This is a genomic window from Streptomyces sp. NPDC058308 (assembly GCF_042880275.1).
Taxonomy (GTDB): Bacteria; Actinomycetota; Actinomycetes; order Streptomycetales; family Streptomycetaceae; genus Streptomyces.
The window spans coordinates 50,761-71,438 of record NZ_JBHVZA010000023.1 but is presented as its reverse complement, the minus strand read 5'-3'; the positions used below and the strand labels follow the sequence as shown (position 1 = coordinate 71,438).

The 20,678-nt window shown below is 70.4% G+C and carries 11 protein-coding genes; 4 read left to right on the top strand and 7 right to left on the bottom strand.

The features are described 5' to 3' along the window. Positions 1-79 precede the first annotated feature (79 nt). The 3 genes from ACFVYL_RS27710 to ACFVYL_RS27700 form a co-directional block, all read right to left on the bottom strand. On the bottom strand, positions 80-577 hold the full coding sequence (locus ACFVYL_RS27710) for a winged helix-turn-helix transcriptional regulator (protein ID WP_389720473.1): 498 nt from the start codon (positions 575-577) through the stop codon (positions 80-82). A gap of 126 nt (positions 578-703) precedes the next feature. Next, positions 704-1,183 (bottom strand): hypothetical protein, encoded by a 480-nt coding sequence (locus tag ACFVYL_RS27705; RefSeq protein WP_389720470.1) that lies wholly within the window; start codon positions 1,181-1,183, stop codon positions 704-706. Positions 1,184-1,185: 2 nt separating this feature from the next. Further along, complete coding sequence (locus tag ACFVYL_RS27700) at positions 1,186-7,419, bottom strand: RHS repeat-associated core domain-containing protein (RefSeq protein WP_389720468.1); 6,234 nt, start codon at positions 7,417-7,419, stop codon at positions 1,186-1,188. Positions 7,420-7,865: 446 nt separating this feature from the next. Between ACFVYL_RS27700 and ACFVYL_RS27695 the strand changes: the two genes are divergently transcribed. Then, positions 7,866-10,865, top strand: a complete 3,000-nt coding sequence (locus ACFVYL_RS27695) for an FG-GAP-like repeat-containing protein (protein ID WP_389720466.1) — start codon at positions 7,866-7,868, stop codon at positions 10,863-10,865. Positions 10,866-11,085: 220 nt separating this feature from the next. Here ACFVYL_RS27695 and ACFVYL_RS27690 read toward each other — a convergent pair whose 3' ends face one another. Further along, a complete protein-coding gene (locus tag ACFVYL_RS27690) occupies positions 11,086-12,030 on the bottom strand; it encodes a tellurite resistance/C4-dicarboxylate transporter family protein (RefSeq protein ID WP_389720463.1) in 945 nt (314 codons plus the stop codon). A gap of 174 nt (positions 12,031-12,204) precedes the next feature. On the opposite strand from ACFVYL_RS27690, the gene ACFVYL_RS27685 reads away from it, so the two are divergent. The 3 genes from ACFVYL_RS27685 to ACFVYL_RS27675 all read left to right on the top strand — a co-directional run bounded on the left by ACFVYL_RS27685 (position 12,205) and on the right by ACFVYL_RS27675 (position 17,362). After that, positions 12,205-13,518, top strand: coding sequence for an acetyl-CoA carboxylase biotin carboxylase subunit family protein (locus ACFVYL_RS27685; protein ID WP_389720460.1), 1,314 nt, complete (start codon positions 12,205-12,207; stop codon positions 13,516-13,518). A 68-nt stretch (positions 13,519-13,586) separates the two neighbouring features. Beyond that, entirely contained in the window at positions 13,587-15,635 is a 2,049-nt protein-coding gene (locus ACFVYL_RS27680) for a CocE/NonD family hydrolase (RefSeq protein WP_389720457.1), read from the top strand. Between the two features lie 173 nt (positions 15,636-15,808). Further along, positions 15,809-17,362 (top strand): FAD-dependent oxidoreductase, encoded by a 1,554-nt coding sequence (locus ACFVYL_RS27675; RefSeq protein WP_389720455.1) that lies wholly within the window; start codon positions 15,809-15,811, stop codon positions 17,360-17,362. A gap of 3 nt (positions 17,363-17,365) precedes the next feature. On the opposite strand, the gene ACFVYL_RS27670 is transcribed toward ACFVYL_RS27675, so the two are convergent. The 3 genes from ACFVYL_RS27670 to ACFVYL_RS27660 form a co-directional block, all read right to left on the bottom strand. Then, positions 17,366-18,613, bottom strand: coding sequence for a carboxylesterase family protein (locus ACFVYL_RS27670; RefSeq protein WP_389720452.1), 1,248 nt, complete (start codon positions 18,611-18,613; stop codon positions 17,366-17,368). A gap of 87 nt (positions 18,614-18,700) precedes the next feature. Next, the gene (locus tag ACFVYL_RS27665) at positions 18,701-19,672 is read right to left on the bottom strand and encodes an anti-sigma factor RsbA family regulatory protein (protein WP_389720450.1); all 972 of its coding nucleotides are present in this window, start codon (positions 19,670-19,672) and stop codon (positions 18,701-18,703) included. After that, a complete protein-coding gene (locus ACFVYL_RS27660) occupies positions 19,669-20,562 on the bottom strand; it encodes an MEDS domain-containing protein (RefSeq protein ID WP_389720447.1) in 894 nt (297 codons plus the stop codon). The genes ACFVYL_RS27665 and ACFVYL_RS27660 overlap by 4 nt, the downstream gene beginning before the upstream one ends. Positions 20,563-20,678: the final 116 nt, after the last annotated feature.

The window sequence follows — 20,678 nt, the reverse complement described above, 5'->3', positions numbered from 1 at the left end:
TGACCTTGAGAGTTGCGTAGATAGACTCACTCGTCAAGAGCCGGCCCGGGGCGGGGCGCGCACCGGGGTCGCGGTGCCGTCAGCGGGTGAACCGCGCCTGGACGTCCGGGCGTTCGGCGAGGCGGGGCGGATAGCCGGGGCCCATGCGCGGGGTCGTGTTCGCGGCCGTCATCGGCTCCTTGCAGTCGGCGCACACGACCTCGGCGTGGCTGTCGTGGCCGCAGCGGTCGTGGTGGAAGACGACCGGTGCGCCCTCCTCGCCGCTGAGCCAGCGATCGCCCCAGCTGTTCATGGCGGCGAGCACGCCGAAGAAGTCACGGCCCTTCTCGGTGAGCACGTAGTCGTGGCGCACCGGGTCCTGCTGGTAGGCCCGCTTCTCCAGGAGACCTTCGTCGACGAGGCGGCGAAGCCGGTCGGTGAGGGTGTTCCTGGCGATGCCGAGCTCGCGCTGGAAGGCGTCGAACCGCTTGATGCCGTAGAACGCCTCGCGCAGCACGAGCGGCGTCCACCAGTCGCCGAGCAGGTCCATCGTGCGGGCGATGGAGCACGGCCAGTTCGCAAAGGAAGTACGCCTCATGACGTCAGCATACGAACTCGCCACGGCCGCGCGCACGAGTCTCACCATGAGACCCAGCAGGAAGAGGCGGTGACAGCAGGACCCATCGCTTTCCGGAGCGGCGCGGAATCGCCTTCCCCGTGCTCGTCACCCCGGGGCACGCCCGCGACCGGGTCTGCCCGCCGTCAGGCCGGACGCGAACCGGATGTCCTGCACGACCCGGTCCGCGCGCGTACGCCGCCCCAGCCACCGTGCGTAGTTCGGCTTCTCCACAGCACGCCCGCGCAGCACCCTCCCACCGCTCGCTGTGATCGTCAGCCCGCTGTAACCGGCCTCGACGGACTGGATCTCCTGAAGCGGAATCGAATCGACGAGACCCAAATTGCGAACGATCAGCCGGTCTTCGGTTACCACGACGGACGTCCCGAAGGAATACAGGAATCCGGCGATCGCACCACCGAGGAAGACCGGGCAGGCGAGCATGTATTCGGCCGCGGGCGCCCCCGTGAACCACGGCCAAATGGCGCTTCCACTGAAGAAGAGAAACACCAAGGACAAGCAGGAGGCGACGACTCTGACCGGCATGGCCACGCGCCATTTCCTGCGCAGCCCAACTTCGGCAGCCATGATCAACACCACCCCGGTGCGTTTATCGTCGTTCCGCATCCGGCCTGCCCAAGGCCGGTGTTCGCACCGTATGTGGCCCCCTGATACCAGCGGTCCACGCGCAGGGCGTGCTGTGGGACGCCGGCTGCATGACGTCCTGCGGGGAGATAGCGGCCGACTCCGTTCATTTTACCGAAGTGAGTCAGTGCCTTGCCCCCCGCGGCACCAAGCCCCATGCCGATCAGATAGCCGCGGGTATTTCCCTTGCCCCGATCCCAGGCATAGCTGAGGTCGTGCGTGTAGTAGTCCGCTCCGAACTTGGCCGCAACGACGACGCCTCCGGCCACCGCACAGGTTCCGAGGGAACCCACCACGCAGACCAGGAAGCCTGCGCCTTCCGCGTACCCTCGCCAATGGTCGCGCACATGGCTGACCACCTTGCCACCGCTCTTGTTCCACGCCTCGCCGAACTGCCCCTTCTTGATGTTGCCCCAGAGGCTGTCCTTGCGGCGCCGTTCGGCGTCCTGGCGTTTCTGTGCCTCCCGCGCGGCGGCATCCGCCTTGGCCTTGGCTCTGGCCTTGTCGATTCCGTCGTAGAACTTGTTGCTGACGCCCCGCGACGCGTTGGCGATGCGTACCTGCTGCTTCTGGTATGGCTTGAGGCGGCCGTACCAGCTCGTGTACCGCTTGACCGCCCTGACCACCGTCTTGACCATCGTCTTGATCACCTTCTTGAGCCTCTTGACGAAGCTGCCGAAGAACTTGCCGTCGGGGTCGGCGTGGATGACCGGGTTGTTGTTCCCGTACGTGTAGCCGTGCATCTGCTGCGGGTCGGCCGTGTCCATGATCGGGTCGACCGAGATGAAGCGGCCGAGCGCGGGATCGTACTCGCGGGCACCGAGGTGAGTGAGGCCTGTGGTGTCCGTGGTGCCACCCACGAAGCCCTTGCTTCCGGGCCAGTTGACCGACTGCGCGGTGCGCTGCCCACCGAAGATGTGCATCTTGCGGCGGGTCACGGCCTGGCCCGCGCCGAGGAGGACGGCCGTGGTGGCCGTGCCCAGGTGGTCGGAGAGCAGGACGCTGACCTGACCGCCGGTTTTCACCGCGACCGTCTCGTCGCCCACGGTGTAGTAGCGGGCGCTGCTCTTGGTGCCGTCCTTGTTGAGGGTGAGTTCGTTGCCGCCCGGCAGGTAGAGGGTTGTGGCGTCGGGCGTCTTGGACAGGATTCGGTCGCCGTCCGCGCTGTAGAGGTACTCCGTGGTCCTGCCCGCCTCGACCGCTCTTGCCAGGTGCCCCTCGGCGTCCCAGGACAGGTCCTGCTCACGGCCCCCCGCGTCGCGGCTTGTGGTGTTTCCCGCCGCGTCGTAGGCGTAGCTGTCCGTGGAGCTCTTGCCCGCCACGGCGTTGGTGACAGAGGTCAGCGCGCGGGTTGCCGCGCCCTTCTCTCCGTAGGAGTAGGTCCGCTTGACGTCGTGGGTGGCCAGCGGGTCACCGTCGATCTTGTGCTGGGTCTCCGTCCTGCGGTTGCCGATGGCGTCGTACGTGAAGGTGTGCCAGTACGCTTCCGGTCCGCCCACCTTGGGAGACTTGCCGCCTTCGTTGCCGTCGGCGTCGGGCTTGGCCGCGCAACTGTCGGTCGCCGTCCAGGCGTTGGTGACGCGACGCAGGGCGTCGGTCGTGAAGCACTGGGTGTCCACGGAGCGCTGCTCGTCCTGGCCGGACGCAGTGACGAGCCTGTTGATGTTGCCCGCCACGTCGAAGCCGTAGCGGACGTCGTCGATGCGGGCGGGCCCGGTCTCGCGGTCCGTGGTGGTGCGGATCAGGTTGCCCGTGTGCTCGTCGTATTCCTTCGTGTCCCACACATGACGCCCCTTGGGGCCGTACTCGGTGCGCAGCGGGCGGCCGAAGGGGTCGTAGGTGATGTTGTTGACGAGGACGGGCGCCGTGGGTCCCGTCATGACGAGCTGGTCGTAGGGGAGGCTGCTGCCGTAGCGGTTGGTGACGCGTTCGGCAGCCTGTCCGGGCAGTGCGGGCTGGCGGGTCCAGTCGAGGAGTCCGGTGCGTGCGTTGTAGCCGTACGTCCACTGGTAACTGGCCGCGAGGGCGCCTTCCCCGGCGGGGACGCTCACTTTGGTGGCGGTGGGCTGGTAGCGGTCGTCGAGGCCGGTGGTCTCGGTCACGTACTCCTGGCCGCCAGTGTGCCGGGTGGACTTGGCGAGCTGCCCCTTGGCGAGCGTGTCCCAGGTCCACGAGGACAGGACCGTCTTGCCCTCCTGCACGGCGGTCTTGCGGCCGAGGGCGTCGTAGGTGGTGGACAGCGTGGTGCCGCGGGCGTCGGTCGTGGTGAGCGGGCGGTCCGCGGCGTCGTAGGTCGCGCTGGTGACGCCCTTGTCGGGGTCGTCGGTCTTCGTGGTCCGGTCGCGGTGGTCGTAGGTGTACGTCCACTTCGCGCCGGTCGGGTCGGTGACCGTCTTCTGCTTGCCCGAGGGCGTGTAGGTGTACGTCGTCGACTGGGACGCGGTGCGGTCGGCGTCGGTGTACTGGATCAGTTCGGTGGTCCGGTCCTGGGCGTCGGTGACCGTGGTGGTCGCCGTGTCGCCCTTGGGCGGAATGACAGTGGTGCGGTCGCCGCCGTACAGGGTGGTGGTGCGGGTGACCTCGTCGCCGTACTTCTCGCTGATCTGCGCGGTCGGGCGCCCTGCGCCGTCGAAGACGGTGCGGGTCGCGTCGGGAGCCTTGGTGTCGTCACCGGTCACCAGCTGGTCGGAGGGATCACCAGTGGCGTAGTAGGCGTCGTAGGTCTTCCACTCCAGGCCGCGGGAGTCGTACTTCTTCTCGCCGATGACGCGGCCGACCCCGTTGGCGGAGGGTGTCTGGGTCTCGCGCTCGCGCAGCAGGCCGTCGTGGAAGGCGTACTCGGTGCGGTAGTCGCCGCCGTGTCGCAGCGTCTTGGTAGTGACCACGGTCGGCTTCGTCCTGGAGACCGTGTACGTGAACTGCTTGCTCGGCGCGTCCGGGTGGTCGGCCTTCGTCCAGCCCGGCTCCCACACCTTCGTCACCCGCCCCATGCCGTCGTAAGTGGAGTCGGTGCGCTTACCGTTGGCGTCCACCTTTGCGGTGGGCAGGCCCCGGCCGGGGTCGGACTCGGTGATTTCGGTGTGGCCCAGGGCATTGGTGACGGCGGTCCTGGTCGGCGCGTGGCCGGTGACGGGGGTGTACTCGGTGGTGGTCTTCGCGCCGGCGGCGTCGGTGGACTCCGTGGTCCTGCCGTGCCGGTCGGCCTTGTTCCGCTCCACGGTGAGGAACCCGGTGCCGGCCGCGTTCTGTTCGTCGGCGCGGGTGACGTCGCCCTTGGTGGGGGCGGCTCCCAGGGTGGTGGAGTTGTCGAAGTAGGTGCGCTTCTCGGAGACCAGGTCCTTCGGCAGGTTCGGCGCGGTGCCGCAGGCCTTGGCGACCGTCTTCACGGAGGCCGCGAACTCGACCATGTTCTTGTCGGTGTTGCGGGCGTACGTCGTGGTGGTGCAGGTTTCGTCGCCGGACTTGGCGGTGTCGCCGTGGTCGGACTCGGTGGCGAGCCGGCCGTGAGCGTCGAAGGTGCGCTCCACCTTGGTGCGGCGCCAACCGTCCCGGACTGCCGTGCGGTCCGTCTCTGTCCCACCGTCGTCGGCCATGAACGACTGGAGCGCCGGAAGGCCATCGCGTTTGCGGGTCGCCGTGACCGCCGACTTCCAGGGGACCGAGGCGGACGCCTCGACGACCTTGCCGCCCTCGAAGGTGGCCTCGTCGCGGGTCATCCCCGCGAACACGGGATGGTCGGTGGCCTCGGCGCCTTCGGAGTCCTTGACCCCGGCGCCGGGGAGGCCCCGGAAATAGCGGGTCTCGGTACGCAGCTTCGGTCCGTCGGCGCCCGTTCCCGTCTCCGTCCTGACCTGGCCGTATCCGCGGTAGTCGGCGTGAGTTCGGTACTTGGCCTCGGTGAACTCGTCCTGCGACTTCGCCCAGGCGGCGCCGCCGAGGTAGGTGTAGTCGGTCTGCTTGGCGGGGGCGCCGCCGACGTTGTCCTCTTCGCGGACCTGGGTGACCACATAGGTGTGGAACCAGTCCTTGAGCGGCTTGTAGTCGGCCCCCGGTGAGTCCGGTGAGGTCCAGTAGACGGGGTAGCAGCGCTTGGTGTTGGTCTGCTCGGCGGGCAGGTTCTTGGCCGAGCATTCGGGGGCGGAGTAGGTGACGCCGATGGTGCCGCCGGACTCGGTGTCGATGGCGTGGACGCGGTAGCGAATGAGCGGCGGGATGCCGTCGCCGGTCTTGTCGACGCGGTTGGACAGCTGGGTGCCGCGGAAGGTGACGGCGGGCAGCGTCTCGGCGACGCCTCCGGTGTGTCCGGTGCGCTGCACGCTCTTGAGCCACAGGGCGGGTGATGAGCCGTCACCGGTGGAGGGGAAGGAGTGCGTCAGCTTCCAGGAGTCGACCTTCTGGTAACCGGAACCGGCCCGGATTTCGGTGGTGATGCCACGGATGCGTTTGCGGGACCAGAAGGAGGGGCTGTAGCGGTCCTTGCACGCCTCCTTGGCCTTGCAGTACTGGTCGAAGGGGACGTCGGGCCAGTGCTTGGCGTTGGCCGCCGTAAACTTGCCCGCCGTGCAGTCGAAGGAAGAGGTGACAAGGCAGCGTTCGGCGGCGGTGAAGGTGACTTTCGCGGCGGGGGTGCCGGTGTACAGGTCGTCGCTGCGCGGCCCGTACTCGATCTTCTTCAGGTAGCCGCCGCGGGTGTAGGGCGTGGCCGTCGATTTGCCGTCGGCCAGGCTGACGTTGCGCCCGTAGTGGTTCTGCTCCTTGCCCCAGTAGTAGGCCATCGCGTCGCCGTGCGGGGTGACGACGTAGTCGAGGTTCCAGCGCCAGCCCTGCTGACACCAGGAGTCGGCGAAGGCGTCCTTGTGGCATGGTTCGCCCGCGTGGTTGCCGTGGACGGGCACGGTCCAGGTGGAATTCGTGGTGGTCTTGCCCGCACTCCAGCCGGGCAGCTTGTGGTAACCGAAGAAGTACTGGACACCCGCGGTGTCGGTGACCTTCCAGTACTCCCCGTCGTTGTCTCCGTTCCCCCGTGCCGCGTCCTTGACGAGCTCGATCTTGCTGCCGTCGTCGTGTTGCGGCTTCCAGGCACCGGTGGCGTCGTCGCGGACAAGCTCGTTGGTGGAACCCCCCAGGGACAGTACGGCGTTGGCGCCGCCCCAGCAGAGGTCCCCGTTCTTGGCTTTGTTGTTGCCGTCCTTCATGTCCGCGTTGCAGGACTTGTAGCGGCGCTCGATGAAGCCGGGCTCCAGGCTCCAGCCGTCACCGACGTTGTTCGCCTGGTTGTTGGTGGCTGCCGTACGGCCGTCGACCGAGGACGAGGAGTAGCCGAGGGAGAGCTCGGGGCCCACGTCACCCGGCACTTCCGGGGTGTTCAGGTCGTACGACCAGGAGAAGCCGCCGGATGAATCGCCGGCCTCCCACGATCCGGACGGGGACAGGGGCGTGGCTCGGAAGTCGCCGCCGCCTCCGCTCGCGCCGGACGGGGCGGCCTGCACGGCGAACAAGGAGCGGGCCCGACGGACGGGCGCTTGGGCACCGGACTTTGCTGCTGCCGACGCCTGCGCGCTGGGCTTCCGAACGTCACGGGCTTCGGCAGCCTCCCCCAGGTCGACCCGCGCTCTGAGGATCTGCCTGTCCGCGTCATTACGGGCCGACTCGACCGGAACGGCCGTGCAGTCACCGTGGCGGGAGCCGGTCAGCGCGCACTCAGGGACCTTCGCCAGCGTCAGCCGCGATGCCCAGTCGGCTCCCAGGGCGTTGCGGAACGACGAGTAGTCGACGCCGAGTTCGGCATCACCGCCACCGGACTCGACGGACAGCAGAACTCCGGAGACTCCCGCCTTTTCGGTGCTCCTGCGGTCGAGGACCTCGACGGAGACTTCACCGGAGACGGAATTTTTGACCGGAGCGATATCCACAGGCAGCGAGCCTGCTGTCAACTGCTTCTTCGTGTTCTTCGCGCCGGAGGCCGGGATCTCGACCTTGGCCGAGCCAGGGGCGGGCCAAGCGGCGTCGGGCACGCTCCGCCAAGCCTTCTTGCCTGCTTCGTCCTTCGAGGCGGCCTCGCCCCCCTCAACTGGCGTGACGGGTACCGGCTTTGTGTTCTGCAGTTCACGCAGGGACAGTCTCGTCATCGCCAGCGTCTCGGCGGTCAGCAGTCCACTCAGCAGGGCCGTCGCGGTCATCGTGGTGACCACGCGCCGGGTGCGGAGCCTTCTTCGGTCCGAACGTCCGGGCCTGGGCCCGGAGTTTATTCGAGAAGGCACACGCATTTTCTTCAGACTCCCGCATCAAAGACCGATGGACGCCGGAGAACCTAGCACGCCCTTTACCCATTCATGACACGGACATCAACGCACTCAATTGCCATGACCTTCGACGCGAGAGTTACTGACCGAAGCCTCTTGACCTGGACTGTCTTCCTCAAGTAGCCAACCGAAAAAAGACAGCTTGACCGGCACCGGAAACACAGCCCCCTTGACGCATGCTTTACTTGCCCGGATTCCCGAGGATTGAATGAAGAGGAAGACGCATGCCTTGTCGTCCGCACTCCAGATGGCGAATAGGGCTTGCGGCCCTGGTTGTTGGCGCCCTGTCAGCAGGGCTCGGGGGGACGTCCGTTCCCGCAGCCGTGGCCGACCCGCGGCCACAAGGCGGTGAGCGGACGGCCGCTGAACCGGACGAGGAGGCCACCGCGTCTCGGCAGGCCGCACGCAGCGGGGACCGGGTCGAAGTCGTATCCCGGCGCACCGAGTACGCCACGGTCCACGCCAACCCCGACGGCACTTTCACCCAGGACACCTCGACCGTTCCTGTCCGGACGAAGGTGGACGGCAAGCTCGTCGACGTCGACGAGACCCTGGTGAAGCGGTCCGACGGCACGCTCGCTCCCCGGGCCGCCTCGGTGGGCGTGCGGTTCTCCGGCGGCGGAAAGAAGAACCCGCTGGCCACCGTCGTGCGGGACGGTCGCTCCATGAGCGTGGGCTGGCCGGGCGAACTGCCCACGCCGCAGGTCGACAGGGGGACGGCCACGTACCCCGACGTACTCCCTGGCGTGGACCTGAAGTTGCGGGCTTCGGTGAACGGCTTTCAGCAGGTGCTCGTCGTCAGGAACGCCGACGCGGCACGCGATCCCGCACTCAAGTCGCTGCGCTTCGCCTTGGCGAGCGACGGTGTCGACGTGCGAACCGACGGGGAAGGCAACCTCACCGCACGCAACCCCGCGGGGAAGGTCGTCTTCACCGCGCCGACCCCGACCATGTGGGACTCCTCCGGCGGTGACACCGCCGACGCGCCTGGGGCCGCCCGAGGCGGCAAGGCTTTCGCCAGGTCCACCGGCAGGGCGGGGGCGCGCGCCGACGAGCCCGTCTTCGAGCCTCGCGAAGGCGCGGGCGAGTCCCGGATGCCGATCCGCGTGGACGGCGACGAGATGGTCCTCACCCCCGACCGGGAGCTGCTGACGCACCCGGGGACGGTCTACCCGGTCTACATCGACCCATCGGTCTCCAGCCCGCGCCTCGGCTGGACCTCGGTCTCCAAGAAGCACCCGGGCACTTCGTACTGGAACCACTCCTCGCACGTCGCGCGGGTCGGTCACGAGTCGGAGACCGGGGGCACCTGGCGGTCCTTCATCCAGTTCAACCCGCGCTCACTGCACGGCAAGCAGATCACCAAGTCCACGATGCGGATCAAGAACACGCACTCGTGGTCGTGCACGAAGAAGCCGGTCGAGCTGTGGCTGACCGCGGCGATCTCTTCGACGACGACGTGGAACAAGCAGCCCGCTTGGCACGAGAGATACGCGACCGTCAATGGGGCCAAGGGCTGGTCGAGTTCCTGCCCCGCGGGCAACCTCGAGTTCGACACCACCAAGGTCACCGCCAAGGCCGCCGCGGGCAAGTGGAACAAGCTGGCGCTCGGCCTGCGCGCCGATGAGTCGCACGTCAACGCGTGGAAGAAGTTCGACGCACGGACCGCGGTGCTCTCCACCACCTACAACAGCATCCCGAACCTGCCCACCGCCGTCGACACCGTGCCCTCGACCGCCGTCGGCGGCCGCTGCGGCGACAACGGCACCCACGTCACGCTCGGCAACACCGACGTCCAGCTGACCGCGAGAGTGTCCGACCCGGACGGCGGCACGCTCACCGCCCGCTTCCATCTGTGGCCCACCGGCAAGCACGACGCGAACCCCGGCCTCATCGTCAACCGCGACATCAAGGTCTCCAACAAGGGCGTCGCCCGCACCACCGTCTCCAAGAGTCTGCTGGGCAAGCACACCGGCGCGGCGAAGGGCAGCTTCTCCTGGAAGGTGCAGGCACGCGACGGCAAGGCCGCCTCTGACTGGCGCCCCACTCTCGGCGCCCCCGGCTGCCGCTTCGCGTTCGACCCCGACCGGCCTTCCCACCCGCCGTCGGCGGCCTCCGCGCAGTTCCCCGACGGCAAGGACGGCAAGCCCGAGAAGACCGCGAACGCCCGTACTGAGGGCTCTTTCACCTTCTCCGCGGGCGGTGTCGGTGACGTGGTGAAGTACGAGTACCGCAGCGACTGGGACCCCACACTCCGCAGCGCCTCCCCGGCCAAGGCGGGCGGCAGCGCCACGGTGAAGCTCACACCGCCCTCGGCGGGCCCGCACCGCCTGATCGTCCGCTCACTCGACCGGGCGAACAACCGCTCGGACGCGGCCGTCTACTCCTTCTACGCCGACTCTCCAGGGCAGCCCGACGAGCCCGGTGACCTCAACGGCGATGGCAACCCGGACCTCCTCGCCCTGCGCGCGAACGGTGAACTCGCCCTCTACCCGGGAATCGGGGACGGCCGCCCGGCCACCCCCTCCCCCGCGAGCGAGCATTCCTTCGACGGCTCCCTCATCACCCACCGCGGCGACTGGAGCGGCGACGGTTATGAGGACCTCATCGCCACCACCGGAGCCAAGGGCTCCCGTCAGTTGCACATGTATCCCAACAACGGCTTCGGATACGCCTGCACCAGCCACGGCGAGGCCGCTCAGGACGCCGCCTGTGAGGACCAGCGTCTGGACCTCACCGTCTCCGACGAGGCCGACGACCACTTCAAGAACGCCGACCAAATACTCGCCGTCGGCGATGTGGACGGGCCGACCGACCTGGACGGCGACGGCGAGATCGGCGAGTGGGACCTGCCTTCCTTCCCCGACCTGCTGGTCAAGGAGGGCAAGCACCTCTGGCTCTACTACGGCCACCCGTACGGCTACTTGGACGAGTACGCCGAGCCCGTCCTCATCGGCGAAGACGACTGGGCGGATTACGACCTCGCCGCCCCCGGCGACGTCACCGGGAACGGCCGTGTCGACCTCTTGGCCCGTAAGAAGTCCACCGGCGAACTCTTCCTCGCCCAGGGAACAGGGCCCGACGGCGCAGGGTTTGGTGACAACGTAGCGCGGACTCGCCTGGCCACTGGCTGGACCCCGGCCGCCGTCCCGCTGCTCACCTCTGGAAGCGACGCGGACAACGACGGCCGACCCGACCTGTGGTCCTCCGCCGTCGGCCCAGCCGCAGGTCTGCGATTCCACCCCCGGCTCACCCCGAAGGGCCTGGGCGATGCCCGCACAGTCGACACCGGTTCCTGGAGCGACCTGCAGGCACTGAGCTGACCGCTCGACCTGGAGAGGGGATCGCGGCCCCTTCCCTCCCCAGGACCGGTTCGAAGCCACCCGTTCGTGTTGTTCTCACCCCGGTCCGAGTTCGCGGCCCTGTGAACCCAGTTCTGGATCAGCGACGACGGCGGGCCCGGGACGGCCGCCCCGGCCGAAAGACACAGCCCGCCACCCCCGGCGCCCGCGCGTGTGACCACGCCCGGGCGAGCACCAGCCGTCACCTCGCGCGGCCCGCCGCCGCCCGGGCCGCCCCCGCGAACACGCACAGCCAGCCCGCCACCGCGATCCACAGCAGCAGCCGCCCCGGCCACAACAGCCAGTTCACCCCTGTCGCGGCGCTCACCGAGAGAGTGGCGACCGCCGTCATCCCCATCGGGAAGACCGTGGCCCAGCGCCGCACGTCGTAGCGTGGCCGCGGCCAGCGCACCTCGGCGGTGAGCAGGACGAGGTACCACGCGAGGTCCAGGGCAAGGACGAGCAGCGTCACGGCGCGCAGCACGTCGTGCCCGGTCCCGGTGAACGCCGGAGCGGCGACGAGCTTGGCTCCGGCGAGCGCCGAGATCGCGAGGGCGCCGCCCGCCACCCACTGGTCGCCCGCCCCCGTGCGGACGTTCGCGAGGTCGAAGCGGGCGAAGGCCACCGCGTACAGCGCGAGGCCCAGGCAGAAGAAGGCGAGCGCCACGGCAGTGAGCGGGCGCGCGGGCAGGACGGCGGCGAGGGTGGCGGACAGGACCGCGATGCTCTGTGTCGCGACACAGACCAGGAAGACCGCGCCCGGCATGCGGTGGCCCCAGTGGCGGACCACGGCGGGCAGCAGGAACAGCCAGAGGACGGCCGCGAGCACCAGCAGGGTCACGGCGGGGAACTGGCGGTCGAGAACGGACAGGCGGGTGCCCAGGACGCAGGTCGCCGCGACCGCGGTGAGCGCGGCAGGCGTGTCCGCCTCCGATTCCCAGCGGGCGCGGTGACGCACCAGCCGGACCACGAAGTCAGCGGCGAGGCCCAGCCAGGCGACGCAGGCGAGCACCAGCGCCGCGCGGGAGAGAGTCCCGTGGCCGAGGAGGCGCAGGCCGACGGAGAGGATGCCGGTCGCTATGACGGCGGAACCGGCCGCGGGCGTGAGCCCCGTCCACCAGGCGGCGAGGCGTGTTGCGCGCGTCATCGGCGTTCCGGGCCCGGGGTCATGGCCCCAGCATCGGCGCCCCGGCCCGGACACGCCCGCCGGACGGGCCGGTCGGCGTGCCGTTCCAGCAGGACCGGATCTCCCCGCGCCGAGCCGACGTGTGCCTGTCCGACCTGCGGGTACTCGGCCGCGACGACGAGCTGAAGGAGAAACGTGGCTGCACATCGCAAGAACATCTTCGTGATCGGTCTGGACGAGGCCAACCTGCCCGCCCTGGGCAGCATCCCCCGCGCGGCGGAGTACCGCTTCCACCCCCTGCTCACCGTCGACGAGCTCCAGGGCGGCGAGGTGTCGGTACCGGAGCTCCTCGACAAGGCGCAGGCGATCCTCGACTCCTTCGACGGCACCATCGATGCGATCGTCGGCTACTGGGACTTCCCCGTCAGCACCCTCGTGGCGATCCTGGGCGACCGCTACGGCACGCACCACACCAGCCTCGAGTCGATCGTCAAGTGCGAGCACAAGTACTGGAGCAGGCTGGAGCAGCAGAAGGTCATCGACGAACACCCGCGCTTCGGCCGGGTCGACCTGGACACGGACGACCCGAAACCGCCCGAGGGCATGCGGTTCCCCATGTGGCTCAAGCCCGCGCTCTCGTACTCCTCCGAGCTGGCCTACGGCGTCAAGGACGAGGACGAGTTCCGCGAGGCCTGCGCCCGTATCAAGGAGGGGATCAGCCGGGTCGGCCGTCCCTTCGAGCACATACTCCAGCAGGTGGACCTGCCACCCGAGATGGAGGGCGTCGGCGGCGAGGTCTGTCTCGCCGAGGAGGCCCTCTCGGGCATCCAGGTCGCCGTGGAGGGGTACGTGCACGGGGGCGAGGTCACCGTCTACGGCGTCCTCGACTCGATCAACTACCCCGACTCGTCCTGCTTCCTGCGCCACCAGTACCCCTCCGCCCTGCCGGAGCCCGTGCAGCAGCGCCTGCACGACGTGTCGAAGCGGGTGATACGGCAGATCGGCATGGACGCGGCGACCTTCAGCATCGAGTACTTCTACGACCCGAGCACCGACGCCATCAACCTCCTGGAGATCAACCCCCGGCACTCCCAGGCGCACGCGGAGCTCTTCGCCTACGTCGACGGCGTGCCCAACCACCACTGCATGGTCAGTCTCGCCCTCGGCGAGGACCCCGCGCTCCCCTACCGGGAGGGTCCGTACGAGGCGGCGGCCAAGTGGTACTACCGCTGGTTCGCCGACGGCGTCGCGCACCAGGTGCCCGGGCGCCCCGAGATCGACCGGATCGAGCGCGAGATCCCGGGCGTCCGCATCGAGGTCGGCGTCGAGGAGGGCCGCAAGCTGTCCGACGCGACCGACCAGGACAGCTACAGCTTCGAGCTGGCCCACATCAGCACCGGCGGCGACGGCGAAGAGGACCTGCGCCGCAAGTACGACCGATGCGTCGCCGCCCTCGGACTCGCCTTCGACGCCACCGAGCCCGGCGGACGCCACCTCACCAACGACTGACCACGGAAACCTGCGGCACGGACCCGCCTGCCCGGCGGGGGAAGCAACCGAGAGGACGGCACGGCCCCATGCGCTACGTGGACAATCTCCCGTACGCGACGAAAGAAGAAGAACACGTCGTCATCCCCATGTCCGACGGCATCCGGCTGTCGGCCCGCATCTGGCGTCCCACGTCCTCGGACGACGCTCCGGTGCCGGCGGTCCTGGAGTACATCCCGTACCGCAAACGCGATCTGAGCTCCCAGCGCGACTCGATGCACCACCCCTACATCGCGGGGCACGGGTACGCGTGCGTGCGCGTGGATCTGCGCGGGACCGGCGAGTCCGAGGGCCTGCTCACGGACGAGTATCTGGAGCAGGAACAGACCGACGCCGAGGAAGTGCTCGCCTGGCTGGCGGAGCAGCCCTGGTGCGACGGGGCGACCGGCATGATGGGCATCTCCTGGGGTGCGTTCGCCGCCCTGCAGGTCGCGGCCCGTCGGCCGCCGAGCCTGCGGGCCGTGGTCATCTCCTCGTTCACCGACGACCGGTACGCCGACGACATGCACTACATGGGCGGCGCCATGCTGTCGGACAACCTCGCCGAGGCGGGCACCATGTTCGCCTACGCCACCTGTCCCCCGGACCCGGCGGTCGTCGGCGACCGCTGGCGGGACATGTGGCGGGAGCGGCTCGACCACGCCAGGCCCTGGGTCCTGGAGTGGCTGCGCCACCAGCGCCGCGACGCGTACTGGCGGCACGCGTCGGTCTGCGAGAACTACCAGGACGTACGCTGCCCCGTCCTCGCCTCCAGCGGCTGGGCGGACGGCTACTCCAACGCCGTGACCCGTCTCCTCGGCCATCTGGACGTGCCCCGCAAGGGACTCATCGGCCCCTGGTCGCACAAGTATCCGCACCTGGGCGAGCCCGGCCCCGCCATCGGCTATCTGCAGGAGGTGGTGCGCTGGTGGGACCACTGGCTCAAGGGCGAGGACAACGGCGTGATGGACGGCCCGATGCTGCAGGCCTGGATGCAGGAGAGCGTGCCGCCTTCGACGTCGTACGAGGAGCGGCCCGGCCGGTGGGTCGCCGAGCCGGAGTGGCCCTCGCCGCAGATCCAGCAGGTCAGCCACCCGCTGCTGCGGCACCGCATCGTCATGCCGAAGAACGCCGAGGACACGGCGGAGGCAGGGTCGCCGCAGGGCGAAGCCATGACCGTGCAGTCCCCGCTGTCCGTCGGCCAGTTCGCCGGCAAGTGGGCGTCCTACAACGCGCCGCCGGACCTGCCCTACGACCAGCGCGAGGAGGACGGCGGATCGCTGGTCTTCGACTCCCCCGAGCTGACCGAGACCGTGGAGATCCTCGGCTCCCCCGCCGTGGAGCTCGACCTGTCGGTCAGCGAACCGGTGGCCACGGTCGCCGCGCGCCTCTCCGACATCGCCCCCGACGGGAGCGCCACCCGGGTCACCTACGGCGTGCTCAACCTGACCCGCAGGGACGGCACCGGCGAACCCGAGCCCCTCGAACCGGGCCGTCGCTACCGGGCGACCCTCCAACTGAACGGCGTCGCCCAGTCGTTCCCGCCCGGCCACCGCATCCGGCTCTCCCTGTCCACCTCCTACTGGCCGCTGGCCTGGCCTCCGCCGCGGCCCGTACTGCTCAGCGTGTACGAGGGGTCCAGCGCGCTGCGGCTGCCGGTGCGCCCGGCCGCGGAGCCGGACGGCGCGCCGCAGCGCCCCTTCGGCGACCCTGAGGGCACGCGGCCGCTCGCCACCACCCAGCTCACGCAGCCGGACCAGCGCTGGGAGGTCAAGCGGGACCTGATCGGATACGACTGGGCCCTCGAGATCGTCAAGGACCGCGGCACCGTGCGCTACGAGGAGATCGGTCTCGACGTCGGCTGCCGGGCCTACGAGCGGTACACCGCGACCGGGGACGACTTCACCTCGGTAGGCGGTGAATCGGACTGGACGATGCGCTTCCGGCGCGGCGACTGGGACGTGAGCGTGCGGACCCGGACGGTCCTGAAGTGCGACGAGGACCACTTCTTCGTCGACGCGACACTCGACGGCTACGAGGACGAGCGCCGGGTCTTCTCCCGCACGTGGAACGAGACCCTGCCGCGCGACGGACTCTGAGAGCCTGTCTTTGAACCCCCGCCTGCGCCCCGGCGCACGGCACGCACGCTCTGCGAACGGCGGCGCGGCGAGCTGGTTTGCCGCGCCGCCGCTGGGAGACTCGACCCCACCCGAGACCGAGACTTCCGAGCCGAGCCCCCGGAGGCCGCCATGCCCACCGCCACGGACCGCGTATGACCGCGAACACGCCAGGCCCGCTGCCGGGCCGCCCGGAGTCGTACTGGATGGAGACCAGCGCGGCGACATCCCACCCGCCCCTGGCCGAGGACATCGAGGTGGACGTCGCCGTGGTGGGCGGCGGCGTCGCCGGGCTGAGCACGGCGTGGGAACTGGCCCGCGACGGCCGCTCGGTCGCCGTCCTGGAAGCCGATCGCATCGCAGCCGGCGTCACCGGCCACACCACCGCCAAGGTGACCGCACTGCACTCGCTCGTGTACGAGCGGCTGCGCCGCACCCGCGGCCCCGAGGGCGCCCGGCTCTACGCCGAGTCGCAGCAGCAGGCGGTGGAACACGTGGCGGCGCTCTGCTCCGAGCTCGGCATCGACTGCGGACTGGAGCGCGCGCCCGCCTACACCTACACGACCCGTGCCGCGGACACCGACCAGTTGCGGGCCGAGGCCGCCGCCGCTCGGGAGGCGGGCCTCGACGCCGTGTACACGGAGGAGACCGGGCTGCCGTTCCCGGTCGCGGGGGCGGTGCGCGTGGCGGACCAGGCGCAGTTCCATCCCCGTGGTTACCTGCTCGCGCTCGCCGGGGAGCTGCGCGCGCGGGGCGGCGTCATCCACGAGCGGACCCGGGTGACCGGCCTGCACGAGGGCTCGCCCTGCAAGGTGACCGCCGAGTCCGGGCACACGGTCACCGCACGGTCCGTCGTCGTCGCCACCCACTATCCGGTCTTCGACCGCGCCCTGCTGTTCGCCCGCCTCTCCCCCCGGCGTGAACTCGTCGTCGCGGCGCCGCTGGCCGAGGGGGCCCAGGATCCGGGCGGCATGTACATCACACCGGACGAGGGCAAGCGTTCGGTGCGCACCGCGCCGTACGGCGACGCCGGCGGCCGGCTCCTCATCGTCACGGGCGAGAGCTTCACCCCGGGCACGGGTGACGCGGCCGCCGGTTTCCGCGCCCTGGACACCTGGATGCGGGAGCGCTTCGACGTCGGGGAGACGGCCTACCGGTGGGCGGCGCAGGACAACGACGTGAGCGACGGCGTCCCGATGATCGGTGCCTTCCACCCCGGCGCCCGGCACACCTACGTGGCGACCGGGTTCGGCGGCTGGGGCATGACCGGCGGCGTGCTGGCCGGACAGCTGCTCGCCCGGCTGATCGGCGGGGGCGAGTCGCCCTGGGCCGGCCTCTACGACCCGCGGCGGCTGTGGAGCACCGTGCGGGAGGCGCCCGCCCTCCTCCGCCAACAGGCCGAGGTCGCACGGCACTTCATCGGCGACCGGCTGCGGACCACCCACGTCGACTCCGTGGCCGAAATCCCGGCGGGCTCCGGGGCGGTGGTCCGCGTCGAGGGGCGCCGCTGCGCGGTCCACCGGGACGAGTCCGGCGCGCTGCACGCGGTCTCGGCCCGCTGCACCCACCTCGGCTGCCTGGTCGCTTTCAACGAGGCGGAGACGGCGTGGGAGTGCCCCTGCCACGGCTCCCGCTTCGCCACCGACGGATCGGTCCTGCAGGGGCCCGCGACCCGGCCCCTTGAGGCCCGGGAGCTGCCCGGCTCCTGACGCTCATGACAGTCCGGGCACCGGCACGTCGACCAGCGGCGCCGGCAGGGCGCCGGGCTCGCCCGTGCGGGCGAAGGCGACCCACGCGGCGCGCAGGGCCCTGCCGAACCGATCGGTCTCCTCCCAAGGTGTGTCCCCCAGCATCGGGGACGACCGCCAGGCGTCGCGGGTGCCGAAGAGCAGGGGCAGTTCGAGGCAGTGGGCGGCGCCGAGGGGGGACCCTGCGGGGCGCCAGTCGAGGCGGTACGCGTGCGCCCGGGCCCCGGCGCGGGCCAGCCGCGCGCCGAAGCGGGCGAGAGGCACCTCGTACACCTCGCGGGTCCGCTTCACCGGATCGTCCTCGTCCCGGCAGAACACGATCATGTCGTCGGCGTTCCAGCCGTACAGGACGTCGATGCCCCGTACGTTGTCCTCGGCGTCCTCGGCGTCCTCGGCCGCGTTCCCCGGGCCGGGGAGCGGGGCGATGCCGTCGACCGGCATGAACGCGGGTTCCATCGTCCGGCCCGACCTGCGCAGGTGGGTCAGCGCCGTCTCGTTCTGTGCCGCCAGGATCGCGGGGACGTCGGCCGTGTTCGGGTCGCGGGCGAGTGTGTCGGCGAAGATCCTGCCGAGTTCGAGGGACTCCTCGTGGGGGCGTGCGGTGAGGTCGATCGGGGCGCTCTGCAGGATGGCACGGCGGAAGAGGCCGCGCGCCTCGGGCAGTTGCATCAGCAGGTGGACCGAGATGCCGCCGGCGGACTGGCCCACGACCGTGACGTTCGACGGGTCGCCGCCGTACGCGGCGATGTGCGTGCGCACCCAGCGCAACGCCTCCACCTGGTCGTACAGGCCGAGGTTGCCCTCGCTCACGCCGTCCAGGCAGAGGTAACCGAGCGCGCCGAGGCGGTAGTTGACGCCGACGACGACCACGTCGCCCTCGGCGGCGAGAGCGCCTCCGTCGTACCAGTCCAGGAGGCCCGCGCCGCTGCTGAATCCGCCGCCGTGCAGCCACACGAGCACCGGTCTCGCGCCCGAGTCCCGGGCCGGGGTGGCGATCGACAGGTTCAGGCAGTCCTCGCCCTGCGGGTGGTCGTCGCGCGGCGATCCCATCACCGCGTCGAGCCGGGAGGGGGGTTGCGGGGCGATCTCCCCGCTGGACGGGCGGAGATCGCCCGCCGCCACCGGGCGCGGCCGGGCGAAACGTTCCGCCGTGGCGTAACGAATCGGTCCGGTGCGGACCACTTCCGCAGGGAGCGTCGTCGAGTCGGTCATCCTTGCCCACCTTCCGTGGCGCGTGCATCTGCTCGGCGAAGTCTCCGCCACCGAACGGATCGGCGCCACTGACGCGCACGCTGCCGCTCAGCGCCGGAAGTGGATCCGTAACACCGCGCCCTCGGGGCCGAAGCACTCGGTGACCAGATCGCTCAACTGCCGTACGACCCACAGGCCATGCCCGCTCGCGGCTCCCGGCTCGGGCGGGATGTGCCCCGGATAGCCCGTGTCCAGCGCCGGTCCTGCGGGCCTGCCGTCCCCCGCGTCGGCCACCTCGCAGACGATCCAGTCGGCGTCGCACCACAGGCGCAGCACGCCCCGGCCGCCGCCGAACCGGACGGCGTTGACCACGGCTTCGTGCACGGCGGCGACCATGTCGCGTGCGCGGTCCTCGGCGACCTGGCAGCGTCGGGCGTACTCGGCGACGGCGAAGCGCACCGCCACCGACTCGCCCCGGGCGAAGGGGACCGAGCGGGCCGACGCGGACGGTTCGGACACCCCTGGTGAGGTCCGCGCCAGTTCGTCGCACTGGGCGTAGAAGTCGGCCGGGGCGGTGTACCGGCCGCCGGGGGCCGGGCCGTCGGGGGCGACGGTCACTTCGGGGTGGGTGCTCGCGGCGGCCGCGAGCACGTCGCCGGGCAGGGTGCGGACGTCGTAGGGGCACACGACCCAGTGGCCCGAGTCGGCGAACGCCACGTTGATCAGCGACTCGTAGCGCATCCACTCCCGGGTCTCGACGGCCGTGCGCCCCGTCCAGACCGGCTCGCCGATGACGCGGACGCGCCGCGTGCCGCCCTCGTCGCGCTCGGTGCAGTAGTCGTTGTAGCGGCCGAGGGTGCGGGACGGGAAGTGGTACCAGTCCAGGGCGTCGACGAAGTCGACGTCCCGCGCGGCGCGGCCGAGGGTGTCCCGCAGCAGCGTGATGTTGTCCCGGCCGACGACGGCGAGGACCGCGTCGCCCGCCGTGAGGCCGTCGCGGACGAAGTCCACCGTGCCGGAGAGGAACTCCTCGTCCGAGGCGTAGCACAGCGCCTGATGGACGAAGCCGGTGCGCGTCATGTCTCTTCGCGTCCCTTTCCGATGTCCAGGCCGGGTGTGCGGTCCCAGCCGGTGACGCGCATGACACTGCGCAGGTGAGGGGCGACGCCGTCGAGCACCAGGGCGCCGCCCAGCGCGTACAGGCCGAGGCCGGTGTAGACGAACAGGCGCAGCGCGCATACGTCGATGAAGGTGAGGTCGCGCACGTCGAGCCGGGTGTGGTGCGGGTCGTCCGGCCGCTCGGTGGCGCGCTCGGTCTCGGCGTGCAGGGCGCGGGCCACCGCAGTGAGGTTGCTGTCGTCGATCTCACCGCACAGGGCGAGGCCGGGGGGCGCGAACGTCCGGGTGATGCGCAGCAGTTCGTCCTGCCAGACGTCGTCGGGGAGCGCCCTGCCGTGGTGCAGGGCGTCGAGCGCGGCCAGTTCGTGCGGGTCGAAGAGGCGACGGTCGTACAGGCACAGACCGAGTGCGCGCAGCGTCGCGAAGGCGGGGTCGAGGAGCCGCTCGGCCTCGCAGAACGCCTCGGCCGGTACGCCGGCCCGGGTTGACGCCACATCGAGGGCGACCCGCAGCCCGAGGAATCCGTCGGCGGTCGCGGACTCGGCCTCGCGGCACACGAGTTCGCCGATGTCGCGCGCTCCCCCGCGCACGGTCAGCCGGGAGCGCGCCCGCAGCCTGCCGGCGTCCAGCGCCCCGGCCACGTCGCACCCCTCGCCGCGCAGGAACCCCAGCAGGTCGGTCGCCGGCTCCTCGGCCGACGTCAGGAGCAGCCCGCGCTGACCGCAGGCCAGGCCGTCCAGGAGGAAGGCGCCAAGGACCGCCGCGCGTTCCTCCTCCGTCCGGTAGCCGAGGAAGAGGTGATCCCCTGGCCGCATCTGCCCCACGGCCCGCAGGGCAGGAGCCACACCCATTCTCACGCACCCCCCTCCGCCCAACGCCCGCCACACCGCTACCCGATGTGGCTGGACGATTACACGTTACGCACCCGCGGGGCCCTCCGGAACGGCCTTGGTGAGCGGTATGGGGC